At 61.5% G+C, this 13,964-nt stretch carries 10 protein-coding genes; 6 read left to right on the plus strand and 4 right to left on the minus strand.

The window, feature by feature from the left end:
* Positions 1-100 precede the first annotated feature (100 nt).
* Complete coding sequence (gene hisS / locus AC6RV7_RS11300; protein ID WP_500094082.1) at positions 101-1,414, plus strand: histidine--tRNA ligase; 1,314 nt, start codon at positions 101-103, stop codon at positions 1,412-1,414.
* Between the two features lie 6 nt (positions 1,415-1,420).
* On the opposite strand, the gene AC6RV7_RS11305 is transcribed toward hisS, so the two are convergent.
* Entirely contained in the window at positions 1,421-1,837 is a 417-nt protein-coding gene (locus AC6RV7_RS11305) for a cytidine deaminase (RefSeq protein ID WP_500094083.1), read from the minus strand.
* 166 nt (positions 1,838-2,003) lie between these two features.
* Here AC6RV7_RS11305 and AC6RV7_RS11310 point away from each other — a divergent pair, with 166 nt between their 5' ends.
* Complete coding sequence (locus tag AC6RV7_RS11310) at positions 2,004-2,630, plus strand: SatD family protein (protein ID WP_500094084.1); 627 nt, start codon at positions 2,004-2,006, stop codon at positions 2,628-2,630.
* Positions 2,627-3,367 (plus strand): hypothetical protein, encoded by a 741-nt coding sequence (locus tag AC6RV7_RS11315; protein ID WP_500094085.1) that lies wholly within the window; start codon positions 2,627-2,629, stop codon positions 3,365-3,367. Before AC6RV7_RS11310 ends, AC6RV7_RS11315 begins: the two co-directional genes overlap by 4 nt.
* 60 nt (positions 3,368-3,427) lie before the next feature.
* Here the strand turns inward: AC6RV7_RS11315 and AC6RV7_RS11320 are convergent, their stop codons facing one another.
* Positions 3,428-3,928, minus strand: a complete 501-nt coding sequence (locus AC6RV7_RS11320; protein WP_500094086.1) for a methylated-DNA--[protein]-cysteine S-methyltransferase — start codon at positions 3,926-3,928, stop codon at positions 3,428-3,430.
* Between the two features lie 35 nt (positions 3,929-3,963).
* Here AC6RV7_RS11320 and dgt point away from each other — a divergent pair, with 35 nt between their 5' ends.
* The gene (dgt, locus tag AC6RV7_RS11325) at positions 3,964-5,232 is read left to right on the plus strand and encodes a dGTP triphosphohydrolase (protein ID WP_500094087.1); all 1,269 of its coding nucleotides are present in this window, start codon (positions 3,964-3,966) and stop codon (positions 5,230-5,232) included.
* Positions 5,233-5,394: 162 nt separating this feature from the next.
* Entirely contained in the window at positions 5,395-10,878 is a 5,484-nt protein-coding gene (locus tag AC6RV7_RS11330; protein ID WP_500094088.1) for a BACON domain-containing protein, read from the plus strand.
* 50 nt (positions 10,879-10,928) lie between these two features.
* On the opposite strand, the gene AC6RV7_RS11335 is transcribed toward AC6RV7_RS11330, so the two are convergent.
* A complete protein-coding gene (locus tag AC6RV7_RS11335) occupies positions 10,929-11,540 on the minus strand; it encodes an HD domain-containing protein (protein WP_500094089.1) in 612 nt (203 codons plus the stop codon).
* A complete protein-coding gene (locus tag AC6RV7_RS11340; RefSeq protein WP_500094090.1) occupies positions 11,537-12,205 on the minus strand; it encodes an SGNH/GDSL hydrolase family protein in 669 nt (222 codons plus the stop codon). The genes AC6RV7_RS11335 and AC6RV7_RS11340 overlap by 4 nt, the downstream gene beginning before the upstream one ends.
* A 147-nt stretch (positions 12,206-12,352) precedes the next feature.
* Here AC6RV7_RS11340 and serA point away from each other — a divergent pair, with 147 nt between their 5' ends.
* Positions 12,353-13,942, plus strand: a complete 1,590-nt coding sequence (serA, locus tag AC6RV7_RS11345; protein ID WP_500094091.1) for a phosphoglycerate dehydrogenase — start codon at positions 12,353-12,355, stop codon at positions 13,940-13,942.
* The last annotated feature ends 22 nt before the right edge of the window (positions 13,943-13,964 follow it).

The following is a 13,964-nucleotide window of genomic DNA, read 5'->3' on the forward strand; positions in this document are numbered from 1 at the left end:
GGCGGGCGCGCGTGGCGCTGACCCGCCCGAGAGTTCGCCGGAACGCGGCGCCATAAATTTTGCATCGCGCTGCCTCCGGCGGATTCACCATTTTGGGGAGATGGCTACGTTTCAGTCACTCCCTGGATTCCGCGAGTTCTATCCTGAAAGTCTCGCTCGCCGGAATCACATGTTCCGACTTTGGCGGCAAACCGCGACGGTTTTCGGATTTGCAGAATACGATGCGCCGGTGTTGGAGCCGCTCGATTTGTATCGGGCCAAGTCGGGAGACGAAATTGAAGCGCAGCTGTTCAGCTTCGTGGATAAGGGCGGACGCGAGGTAGCGCTGCGCCCCGAGATGACGCCGACCGTCTGCCGCATGGTGGGTGCCAAAGCCAACGCGTTGAAGCGACCGATCAAGTGGTTCAGCGTGGCCGAGTATTACCGCTACGAGCGGGCGCAAAAAGGACGCGAGCGGGCATTTTTTCAGTTCAACGCCGACCTTTTCGGCGAACCTGGCCCGGAGGCGGAGATCGAGCTGATCGCGCTGCTGGTGCAATGCCTGCGGGCCTTCGGACTTGGCGAAGAAGATTTTTTTGTGCGCCTGAGCGATCGGAATCTGTGGTTCTTCTATCTTGAGGCGCTCGGGCTGGATGACGTGCGGATCCGCGCGATGCTCTCGGCCATCGACAAGTTCGAGAAGCTCGGCGAGGACGCCTTCAAAAGCTACACCGAGCAGTTCGGACCGCTCGACGAAGGGATCAAGGCGAAGGTCCTGGCGTTTCTCGAAATCAAAACGCTGGCCGGCCTCGAGCAAACGCTCGGCTCGATCGCCGGAGAGAAACTGGCGGCGCGGCTCGCCGACTGGCGCAAGCTCCTCGGCGGACTCGAAGCGATGGGCTTGGGGCGCTTTGTCGAAGTTGATCTGGGCGTCGTGCGCGGCCTGGCGTATTACACGGGTTTCGTGTTCGAAGCTTTCGATCGCAAGGGCGAGCTGCGGGCGATCGCGGGTGGCGGACGTTACAACGATCTGGTCGCCAAGCTCGGCGGTCCGGACCTGCCGGCGGTCGGTTTTGCGATCGGCGATGTGACGCTGGGCCTGCTGCTCGAGGCGCGCGGCCTCATGCCGCAACTCGTGCAGGCGAGCGACATCTATTGCGTGGTGGGCGGCGAGGCGGAGCGGAAAGCGGCGTTTGCGGACATCAACGCGCTGCGCGCGGCGGGTTTCCGCACGGAGTATCCGTTGAAGGACGTGGCGTTCGGAAAACAGTTCAAGCTGGCGGCCGATTCCGGCGCGAAGCTGGCGCTGATCTACGGCGCGGACGAACTCGCGAAAAGCACCGTCAAGATTCGCGACCTGGCGAATCGCTCCGAAATGGAAGTGCCCCACGACCAGGTGCTCGCGACGGTGCGGGATTTCTTCGCCGGCGAATGAGCTTGGTCAGCGGCCCCCGAGATTTCGGGGGCCGAACGCGTGCGGCAGCAGCGACGAAAGCGGCGCCTCGATGCGATCGTCGCTTTCGCAGACGCTGATCACGAGAGCGTCGGGGCCGAATTCGTTGATCACCTGACGACAGGCGCCGCAGGGCGACGTCGCGGTGTCGGTCGGCGTGAAGACGGCGACGGCGCGCACCGATTTTTCGCCGGCGGCGATGGCGGAAAAGATCGCCGTGCGCTCGGCGCAATTGCACAGGCCGTAGGAGGCGTTCTCGACATTGCAACCGGCATAGACGCGGCCGGAGCTCGCGAGAATGGCCGCGCCGACGGGGAATTCCGAATACGGCGCATAAGCGGCCCGCGCCGCCCGGCGGGCCGCTTTTTCCAGCCGGCGGCGAACGATCTGCGGAAGCGGTTTCATGCCGGGAGTGTTGTTCGCCGGTGCGGCCAGGCGCAACCGGCAATGAACCGCTTCAGCGCGGCCGGACTCCCATCCGGCTTTAAACCAAATTGGTATATTTTCATGTAAATAAACCAAAATGGTTTACTGGTTGAAAAGTTAACCGGAGCGGTTTACATCCGTTTACATGCAAGTCATCGCAGTCATCGGCGATATCGTCACGTCGAAGCGGGTCCCCGACCGTGCCGTCTTTCAGCGGCGTCTGGCGCGGGTCCTCGAGCGTGCCAGCCGGCAGGCGACGGGGCTGGCCTCGCCGTATACGATCACGCTGGGGGATGAGTTCCAGTCGGTTTATCGTTCGGCCGACAGCCTGTTGGCCGACGTGGTGACGATCATGGGGGAAATCCATCCGGTGCGGGCCCGTTTTGCCTTTGGCGTGGGCGAACTTACCACGCGGATCAATCCCCGCCAGGCGCTCGGCATGGATGGACCGGCGTTTCATCAGGCGCGGGAGACGCTGCTGGCGTTGAAGGCGGACGGCCGGCTCTGGCGTATTGGCGCGGCGGATGCGGCGCCGTGGAAGCTGGCGAATCATGTGCTGAATCTGCTTTCGCACCAGATCGAGGGCTGGACGCGGAACCGCCTGCTGCTCCTGGCGGAGCTGTTGCAGGGCCGGTCGGTGAGGGAGGTGGAGAACGTCGCGATTTCCCGCGTGGCGCTTTACAAGAACATCCGTGCCGCGGCGCTCGACGAAGTGACGGGAATTTGCCATGAGCTCACGGCGGCGCTGAATCAGGCCCTGCGGACGTCATGACCACCGAGTTTATTTTTTTCGCCGATCTGGTGCTCTTGCTGCGGTTGCGGCTGCTGATGGCGGACAGCGTGGTGAGCTGGCGCGCGTGGTTGGGCAAGGGGCTGGTGGAGATCCTCGCGCTGCTGCTGTTCACGCCGCATGCGTTTCTTTTGGGCGCGGCGCTGACGTGCATCGCGCTGAATCTGGGCGCCGGATTTTGGGATCGCCACGCGAACGGGCGAAACGGCGGGCGGCTCATTTTCGGGCTTTTGCAGGTCGTGCTGCTGAGCCTCTGGTTTTCGCCGGCGGGCGGAGTTCATTTCCGGCCGGCGCTGGGGGAATGGGGCCAGTGGATCGAGGGCTGGAGCGCGCTCGGCGCGGAGGCGACGCGGGCCGGAGGTCGCACCGGCTTGCTGCTGCTGCTTGGCGCGTTGCTGGCGGCGAACGAAGCGAATCTCGTTGTGCGGTGGCTGCTGGTGCGGCTGCAGATCAAGCCGGGATCGACGGGCGTGATGACGGGGATCGATGCCGGCGAATTCAATCGCGGCCGGATCATCGGGCTGCTGGAACGCGTGCTGATTTACGCCTTCGTCCTCAGCGGCCAGTATGGCGCGATCGGCTTCACGCTCGCAGCAAAAGGCTTCACGCGTTTCAAGGAACTCGAGAAACGCAGCTTCGCCGAATACGTCCTCGTGGGCACGCTGCTGTCGTCGAGCCTCGCCATGGCGATCGGATGGTGGATCGGATCGCGCCTCTGAGACGCGGCGGTCGTCTCCAAGTTCTCACTACATCGGGTCGGGTCCCGACGGAGCCGCGGTTTATTCGGCGAACAGCTGCGCGCCTTCGAGGGCCAGCAGACGGAGCTTTGTCTGCACGCCGCCCGGTCCGGAAAACCCGGTCATCTTGCCGCTGGCGGAAACGATGCGATGGCAGGGAATGAGGAGCGGCCAGCGGTTCGCGCCGAGCGCGGCGCCGACCGCGCGGCTGGCGGCGGGGGGATGTCCGATCGCGGCCGCGATCTCGCCGTAACTGCGGGTCTGTCCGGGCTTGACCAGGAGCGTGGCGCGCAGCACGGCGGCGTTGAACGTCGGCAGCGTGTCGAAATCGTAGTTGAGATCGGAGAAGTCCTGGAGGTCGCCGCCGAGATGACGGCGGACGCGTGCGATCACCGCGAGGATCGCGGGGGGCGGCGACAGCTCGTCGTCCGCGCCGGGGGCCGCGTCGGGTAGATCGAAACCGGACACGCGCTCGTCCTGCCAGCGGACGGCGCAGCGCCCGAGGGCGGTCTCGAACGTCGTGCGGTGCATACGAGATTGCATCGTGCGACGGTTGGTTGTGCTGTCGAAGCGAATCAATGCCCAATCGTTTCTACAACGACTTCGACGTCGAAACCTACGAAGAGGCTCGGCGGGCCGATTACCGGAGTCCGTTTCAGATCGACCGCGATCGCATCATCCACGCGCATGCGTTCCGCAAGCTGCAGTCGAAGACGCAGGTGTTTCTCTCGGGCGAATACGATTTCTATCGGACGCGGCTGACGCATTCGATGGAGGTGGCGCAGATCGGACGGTCCATCTGTCATTTTCTGCAGACGCGAGGAGGCCCGCTGACGCCGGACTTCTACATCGACAGCGATCTGGTCGAGGCGGTTTGTCTGGCCCACGATCTGGGGCATCCGCCGTTTGGTCATTCGGGCGAGCGCACGTTGCAGGAGTTGATGCTGAAGTGGGGCGGCTTTGAGGGAAACGCGCAGACGCTGCACCTGCTGACCGAGACGATGGTGCAAAACGAAACCAGCGTGCGGGGCATTCAGCCGACGCGCGCGCTGCTCGACGGGGTGCTGAAATACAAGAAGCTCTTCTCCGAGTTTCCGCGTCCGCCGCAGAATCATTTTCTCTACGACGGGCAGAAGGAGGTGCGGACGTTTGTTTTCGGCGGCGTGAAAATTCCGCGCGAATTGCAGACGGGCGAAAAGCTGAACGCGTTCAAGAGCATCGAGTGTCAGATCATGGATTGGGCGGACGACGCGGCGTATTCGCTCAACGACATCGTCGATGGCGTGAAGGCCGGATTTCTCACTCGCGAGCGGATCGAAGTCTGGGCGGCGGACGAGCCGATCGATGCTCCGCGGCAGCAGTTGCTCGACGCCTTGTTCGACGCGATTCGCGGCGACCGGCTGGAGGGTGTCTTCTCGCAGAAGATCGGGGCGTTCATACGCGCCTGCCGCCTGCGCGAATGGAAAAATTTCATGGCGCCGCGGACGAATCGCTATCGTTTCGAGCTCGTCGTATCGGACGAAGTGCAGAACGAGGCGCAGTTCTTCAAGAAGATGGCCAACGACATCATCTTCGAGAGTCCGCAGCTGCAGCAGATCGAGCACAAGGCCCGTCGCGTGCTCTTCGACCTGTGGGATTCGGCGTGGAGCAACTACGTCGACAAGGGCGTGAGGGTGATCCACATCCTGCCGACGCGCGTCGAAAAACTCATCGACGCCGAAGCGACGCGTGCCGGCAAAGCCCGCCAGATCTGCGATTACCTCGCGGGTTTGACCGACGGCATGATCGTGCGGACCTACCGCCGGTTGTTCGATCCGGTGTTCGGTTCGCTGCGGGATCTGAGCTGAGTTCGCTGGCGGTGCGGGAGGCGAGGAACACTGCCGGACGAATCATCATTGACCCCATCCTGATTAGTAAATGCTTCCCATTGGCAATTGACGTGCCTGAAGTGAGGGACGATTTTGCAGATACGCTGCGAACCGCGTTGGTGACGATTCCAGTGGTTTCCCATGACCCGTCCATGCCTCGCAAAACGAACTCTTCTCCTCGCGCTGAACCTTGTGTTCCTCGCACTCGCACCGCTGGGAATGGTGGGCGCGACGTTCAGCATCATCCCCAATTCCGTGACGGTGGCGGCTGTGCCTGGTATGAATCATGTGCCGATCAACCTGCCGATCGCTTATAGTCCGATCAGTTACGATCTGGCTGCACTGAATTGCTCCTCCGACGCTGCCTGGGTTGTGCCTACGGTGGATGCTGCAGCCAAGGCGCTCAGACTGAGCTTTACTACAAGCACGCTTATCACGCGCAAGAACACAGCGACGATCACCGTAACGGATGGCGCGACCTCGGCAGTCGTTTACGTCACGGCTACTGTTTCGCCGCTAAACATTGTCGCGCTCAAAGCGGATCCGACACGTTCTCGCGTTTATGGCCTGCAGCAGGCTGACTCCGGCGTGGGGAGCGTTGTGCTATATGATCCTGTTTCGGCGGCGTGTATCGGGAATATCACCGTAGGCATAAAGCCGACTGACGTGGAGGTAAGGAGCGACGGAAGCGAACTGCTGGTGCTGTGCAACCTCGAGCGGAAGATCTATGCGATCGATCCTCAACAACTCACCGTTCGGGAGGCGATCGCGCTGCCGGGCTACACCGATTCCGGTTATGATGCCGCCCAAAACACAGGCCACGTCGCGTACGGCCCGGCCAATACGATCTATTACGTCGATGGGAGGTGGGCACCGGTGCTGCGCGTGTTCGATCGCAGCACGGGTACGGTTTTGCAGACTGTTGCTCAAGCCGGTAGCGACAGCTTTGGGTTTGGCGACATTGCTGTCACTCGCGATCAATCGCAGCTTTTCGGATGGGCTCAATATGGCTGGGGGGCTGGTTCGTTGGCGTCGTTCGCGGTTCGCTATGGGATTGCTGACGACGGAAAATTGACGCTGATCGAGGAGACCTCGCCTTCCTATCCCACGGGCATGCTGCGGGACCCCCTCGACACACCGGTCCTGATTAGCGGCGACGGAAAGGTGGCCGTCATCAAACAATATGTGTTTCCCGGTGACAGCATGGCCGGCCCCATGCACGTTGCGCCTTCGCCAATCTATTCGATCAGCGCTGGGGGCGAAATTTTGAATACGGCTGATGCCATTTACGAGCTTTCGACGGGAAACAAACTATTGGGCTTACCGGTGAGGAGCACGGTCCAGGCGGTCACGTTCGACTATTCCAGGTTGGTGTATTTCGATGCAGCTTCCCGTTCGATCGATTCGTTGAATCTGGCAGAGGTGATTAGTGGAACTGTGCTCGGGCGTGACCGGAGTCCCTCCGAAGCCGCCATTGTGGTTGCGCCTGCCAAGCTGCAGTGGTCCCCGACCCCCGGCGTAAACCGCTATAAAGTCTATTTGGGCACCTCGAAGTCGGCGGTGAGTAGTGCGACCGATGACTCTGTGTTCTATTTAGGAGAGACGACTTTGCCGTCCATCGCGCTGTCCACCCAGCTCGTTGCCGGCACAACCTACTACTGGAAGGTCGATGCGGTGACAGCCAATGGCGTGGCGGCCGGAACGGTCTTCAGCTTTTCGGTGTCCAGCATTGGCAGCGATGTGTCTGCCATCGAAGCGGCAACCGTCGAGGCTCATCGCAACTACGCCGTTCCCATCGCACTTTCATCGGGCACCGCGGGTGAACCCTGGACGGCCTCGTCACCCGATCCGTGGATATCTTTGTCGGCGGCGTCGGGCGTTACGCCCGCCTCTCTCAGTGTATCGCTCGACGCGACGAAGCTGGGTGTGGGTGTGAATACGGGCGCGATCCGGATCGGTACGCGCGACGGAAGTTTTTCGATTCCGGTAAAACTGCGGGTCGATCCGCTGAATTTGACGGTGATAAAGTCGCGGCCTGGCTCGACCAAAGCCTACGCCATCAGCGAAGACACTTCCGGTTCGACACAGTCGCGCGCTTATCTGCTGGAGATTGACGCATTGAAGAAGGCGGTAAGCCGTGTGGTTGCCGTGGGCAGTTCGGCCACTGATCTCGCCGTTCACACCGGCGACAAGCGCGTCTATGTCACCAATTGGCAAGGCGGTGCGGTGCTCGCGGTCGATCAGGCGACGATGACGCTCAAGCGCACCTACAGTTTTGTCCCGGGGCAGGATAATTATGGCAAAGGCGACGCCTACCGGATTTCACCCGGTGCCCCAGGACGACTTATTGTCGAGTCCGAGAATCAATCGGTCAACGTGTCGTTATACGATACCGCGATTGGAGAAATCGTCGCGACCACCAATCAGCGGGAGGGCGGAGGCGGCAGCGATCCTACCGGACGCTACTACTATCACGGAGACAATAACTCAAGCGGTGCAAGGCTGCATAAATTCGATTTGGTCGGCGATGTTTTCAATCACCGGTCAGATGTCGCAGTCAACGGGATTGGCTATTATGGATCCCGGACCGTTGTGGTATCGGAGGATGGCAGTCGGATTTACTGGAACGGTGCAGTTTTGGATAGCACCCTGAATGTCAGATGGCTCATCGGCGACGAGATTTTCAGCACATCGCAGGACGGCCGTTTCGCCTTCTCTAAAACCCGAGTTTACGACGTCGAAAACCGGGAGCTGCTTGGCGATATGCCGGTGAGCACGACAGTGAGCGCGTATAATTCGGCTACCGGCCGGATTATTGCCCAGAACGGACATACAGTCGGATTCTATAATCTCGTCGGGATGGGGCTATTTGGGCTGGAGATGTCGCCTTCCGACCGGGCTATTGTGCTCGCGCCCTCGCAACTTCGGTGGACGGCGTTGCCGGACGTTACAGCCTATGACGTCTACTTCGGAACCTCCCTCGACGCGGTGACAAACGCTGTACGCGCGTCGCCGGAATACAAGGGCCAGACCGCGTCGCCCCAGTGGTCTTCCGCAGCCACGCTGGCTTCAGGCACGACTTACTATTGGCGAGTCGATCCATTGACACCGGATGGTCCAGCGAAGGGGGATGTGGCCCGCTTCACGGTTGCGAGCATCGCGCCGAGCGTTCCGGCAATCGTTGCAGCGACCGTGCAAGCGGATCCGACGTGTCGAGTCTCGGTCGATCTGTCTTCAGCCGCCCCAGGTTTGGCCTGGACCGCGACTTCTTCGAAACCGTGGATCACCTTGAGCAAGAGCAGCGGAACGACGCCGGCGACGCTGACACTGTCGCTCGATGCCACGGCCTTGGAGGCGGGAGTGCATGAGGCGGCTCTCACGGTAAACGTGGCGGGAGGAGGATTCACGATGCCCGTGAATCTGCTCGTAGATCCGTTGAATCTCACGGTGATCCGATCCGATCCTCTGTCCTTCCGACTTTACGCTGTAAGCGAAGTAGCCGGCGATAACGGCGGCTTGGGTCGGGCATACTTGCTTCAAATCGACGCGAACGAGCAGAAGATTACCAAGGTGGCGAGCGCAGGGGCATCGGTGACGGATTTGGCAATACACAACCCGGACGCGCGTATTTATCTGACAAACTGGAAGCTGGGATCGCTGCTCGCGTTCGATCGCGACACGCTGTCGTTAGTCCGCACGTATCCGTTTCAGCCATTTTCACGTGTTGGCTATGCACAGGGGGATGCTTATCGGATCTCGCCTGCAGCAAAGGGACGCTTGGTGGTCGAGGAAGCGGACCAATGGATCAAGGTTTCGCTATTTGATACGATTGCCGGAAATTTTATAACGACGACTTCCCTGCACGCGGGTGGAGGAGGAACCGACCCGACGGGCCGCTACTACTATCACGGAGACGCAGGTATTTCGAATGCGTCGTTGCATAAGTTTGATATGACGGGAGATGTGTTTACTGCCGGTCCCGCAGCTCGGCCTGACGGTATAGTGAACTATTATGGGTCCCCCGCCGTCGTCGTCTCTGAGGATGGGAAGCGCGTTTTCTGGAGCGGCGTGGTTTTCAAGCCAGATTTGACCACGGAGTGGTCAAACGGCGATCTGATATATTCAGCGTCAGGCGACGGCCGGTTCGGTTTCGGTGCCGCGAAAATTTACGATGTAACCCAGAAGGCGGCGGTGTTGGGCATGCCGGCTAACACGTCGGTGAGTGCGTTTAATACCCAGGCTGGCAAACTCGTGGTCCAGAGAGGCAGCCGGATCGGGTTTTATAAAGTAGATCCGGCCATGTCTTTGCCGACGCCGGTCCTCACGGGAAAGGTCGAAGACTTTTCTCATGTCTCGCTGGCGTGGGCTATCGATTCGCTTCAGCTCGGATTTACCCTTCAGATGCGGCGCCAAGGCGACTCAGCCTGGGCGAATGTCGATGGACCGCTGGGCGGGGATGTTCGCGATCACATTGTCTCTGCGCTGCGTCCCGGAACCACGTATGAGTTCCGCATCAAAGCCGACGGCGCGATCACGAGTTCGCCTTGGAGTGCAACGGCGACGGTTGGCACGCTAGCGCTTCCCACTTTGACGGCCAATATCAGATCGGGCGATGGAGTCGGCGTTGGAAACACGGTGTCATTAACGGCAGGTGGAACTGGATCGGGAGGCGCGGTTGCCTGGTGGCGTAATGACACCAGCTTGTGGATGGTGTCGAGCGGGACGCTGTCCATTTCAGATTTCCAGCCGGTTGATGCGGGTCTCTACTACACTGCTGTTGCGCTCGGCCTTTCGGGGGCCGAGAGCGAACCTTTAATCGTGGGTGCGGCAACGACTTTGAAAGTGGCGGGGAATGGCAGCGAGGTCGGGGCCGATATCGTGCACCCGAACAAGAATATCTACGATCAGATACTCCTCGAAGGAGCCGGCGCTGCAATTACCGCAGATCCAGGCCAGGTGACGCGGATGTCCTACATCGACCTCAACGACGATATCGTCCAGGTTGAGTTTAGCGGACCTGGAACCTTGTCGTTGACTCTTAGTAGCGTCGGCGGGCCGGCAGCGCCGTTGAAGTATAATCAACCGGTCAATTACATGCGGGGGCATGCGAGCATCGTGATTACGGGGGCTGACGAGCACACCAACGTGTCTGTATTTACTGTCGGGCGAAAAACCGCAGTGAATATGGATCTCTTCAAAGACAATGTAACCTACGATGGCGTCGCGGACCTCGCCTTTATCGCTATCGCCAGCAAAAACGGGAAGTTTGGCGGCGTGCGGACCGCGAACGCGCGCTACTACGCAACGGCCGGCTTCACCGGCATCTATGCCCCTGGAGTCGAGTTCGTCGGACCGGTTTACCTCGGTGAATTGACCGCGTTTTACTCGGCAGTGGCTGGGGTGCGGCTTGGCGCCGCCACCGACGTGCAAATCACCGGTGGCTCGTTGGATCAAAGAGCCCCGGCGAGTGGGCGACCTGTGCAAGTGAGCGGAATCGACCAGCTGAAATTCAGCAACGGTGCTGATTCCAACGGCAATGCTATCCCTGCGCAGCAGAATCAGGCAGTGCTTGAGCAGGACGGCCGTGACGTCACTGCCGTCATCGTTGCGAACCCCATCCGGTAGGACGAGGCTGTCTGGCGGGGCGAAGGAGCCGCCGTCGAACTTGTCGGCTCCTAACGCTTCGCGAGATGCCCGGCGGCGACGACTTCGTTCAACATCTGCTCGGCGTAGGTCCAGAGCTCGGTGCAGCCGTCGGCGATGTGACGGTTGCGCGCGACGACGCGGTCGTGTGTGACGCCGTGGCGATTCCAAGCCGCGCCTTGCGTGAGGCAGTTGAGCAGCATCGGTTGGAAGCGGTCGACGGCGGTTGCGAACTTCGCCTCGGGCGTCTGCTTTTCCTCAAACTCGTCCCACAGCGCGCGAAATTCCTGCGCCTGATCCGCGGGTAACAGCCCGAAAATCCGGTCGGCGGCGCGCGCCTCGCGTTCGTGCTGGCCGGCCATCGCAGCCGTGTCGTAGGCGAAGGTGTCGCCGGCGTCGATCTCCACCAGGTCGTGCACGATGACCATTTTCAAGACGCGCAACACATCGAGCGGCGGCTGATTCGCGTGCTCGGCGAGCACGATCACGCAGAGGCAAAGGTGCCACGAATGCTCGGCGTCGTTTTCGGCGCGACGGCTCGTGGGGTTGAGCGTCTGCCGGAAAATCTCCTTCAGCCGGTCGCATTCGGCGATGAACGCGATCTGCTGCTTCAGCCGGGCGGCGGCGAGGGAAAGCGAACTCACGGCTGCAGCGCCGGCGCGACCAGCTTCGTCCACAATTCGTAGCCGGAGCGGTTCATGTGGAGCATGTCGCCGAGGAAAAGCTCGGGGCGCGGCTCTCCTTTTTCATTAAGCATGGGCGTGTAGATGTCGACGAAGCGCAAAAGCGGATCCTCGGCGCATTGCCGGGCGATGAGCTCGTTGGTGCGGACCATCGCATCGCGGATTTTCCAGCGCGACGGGCTGGGCTTCACGGCGATATAGACGATGCGGGTCTGCGGTCGCGCGGCGTGGATCTTTTCGCGAAAGGCCTTGAAGTCGGCCGCGACGGTTTCCGGCGACTTGCCGGCCCAGAGGTCGTTGTCGCCGGCGTAGAGGACGACGATGCGCGGCTGGTAGGGGAGCACGATGCGATCCGCGTAATAAACGCTGTCGGCCAGCTCGGAGCCGCCAAAGCCGCGGTTGATCACCTGCCGGCCGGGAAAATCCTCCGCGAGCGTTTTCCAGCCGACGATGGACGAGCTGCCGACAAACACCACGCCGTCGTGGGGCGGCGGATCCTGCCGATCCTTCGCAGTGAACGCGTCGATGGTTTTGGTCCATTGCTCGGGCGCCGCGTGGACGAGGCCGCCGAGCGTCAGCAAAAGGAAGAGTGCGATCCGGGGCAGGTGGTGGGGTCGAAGAATCATGGTTAAGAGAAAACAGTCGGGCGTCTGCAGCACAATGGCGTTGTTGCGCGATACGGCGACGCACTTCGGGGCCGCGCTTCGTCATAGCCAAAACGTTTTCCTTGCTACGCTTCCCGGCCAAGATTTCCTTCGGAAGCTTTTTCCCTCATGAAAGTCCTCGTCGCCGACAAGATATCACCCAAGGGAGTAGCCTATCTGCGCCAGCAGCCGGGCTTTGAAGTGGTTGAGGCCTACGGCTCCTCTCCGGAGAAGGTGCTCGAGCTGGTCAAGGACGTGCACGCGATCGCGGTGCGTTCGGAGACGAAGATCACCGCAGCCGTCCTCGCCGCCGCGCCGAATTTGAAGGTGGTGGGTCGCGCCGGCGTGGGCGTCGACAACGTCGACGTCGAGGCCGCCACGGAGCGCGGTGTGATCGTGATGAACACGCCCTCGGGCAACACGATCGCGACCGCGGAGCTGACGTTTACGCACCTGCTGTGCGGCGCGCGTCCGGTGCCGCAGGCCGCGGCTTCCATGAAAGCCGGCCAGTGGGACCGCAAGAGCTTCTCCGGCATCGAACTTTTCCGGAAAACCCTCGGCATCGTGGGCCTCGGCCGCATCGGTTCGGAGGTCGCGAAACGCGCGCAGGCGTTCGGCATGCGCACGCTCGCCTACGATCCGTATCTCGCCCCGAGCCGCGCGAAGGCGATGCAGATCGAATCGGTGTCGCTCGACGAATTGCTCAAGCAGTCGGACTACATCACGGTCCACATGCCGCTGACCGACGACACGCACTACATGATCGACGAAGCCGCGCTGGAGAAGTGCAAGAAGGGCGTCCGGCTCTTCAACTGCGCGCGCGGCGGCATCATCAAGGAAGCGGCGCTGATCGCGGCGCTGAAGTCCGGCAAGGTGGCGGCGGCGGGTCTGGACGTCTTCGAGGACGAGCCGCTGGCGAAGGACAGCGAGCTGCGTTCGCTGCCGAATGTCGTGCTCACGCCGCACCTCGGCGCGTCAACCGCCGAAGCGCAGGAATCGGTCGGCATCGAAATCGCCGAGCAGATCGCCGACGTGCTGAACGGCGGCGTGATCCGCAATGCCGTCAACGTGCCCTCGCTCGACGCGGCGACCGTCAAGGTGCTCGGGCCCTATCTCGATCTCGGCGCGAAACTCGGCACGCTCGTCCAGCAGATCGCTCCCGCGCAGATCGCGTCGCTCAAGATCACCTATTGGGGCAAGGTCACCGAACTCGACGGCAACGCCATCACCCGCAGCATTGAGCGCGGCTACCTCCGCCGGATCAGCGGCGAAGAAGTGAACTTTGTGAACGCGCCCGTCCTCCTCGAGCGCCTGGGCGTCAAGGCCGAGGCCGTGAAGTCGGCGGGCGATTCCGGCTACACCGAATTGATCCAGGTTGAAGCGACCGCTCCGGATGGCGCGGTGTTTTCCGCGGCCGGGACTTTGATCGGCAAGGGCAACCAGCCGCGCATCGTGGGCATCAACGGCCGCGAGGTTGAAGTTGCCGCCGAGGGCAAGCTGCTCGTGCTCGAGAATCTCGATCAACCGGGCATGGTCGGCGAAGTCGGCAGCATCCTGGGCAAGGACAAGGTCAACATTGCCGACATGTCGTTGAGCCGGCTGACGCCGGGCGGCACCGCTTACATGGTTGTGCGCGTCGACACCGAGCCGAGCGAAGCGGCGCGCAAAGTCATCAAGGGGCATTCCGCCATCAAGCAGGCGAAGTTCGTCCAGCTATGAGTTTCGCGGGAGTTTGCCTGCC

The sequence above is a fragment of the Opitutus sp. sgz309028 genome, assembly GCF_059821195.1.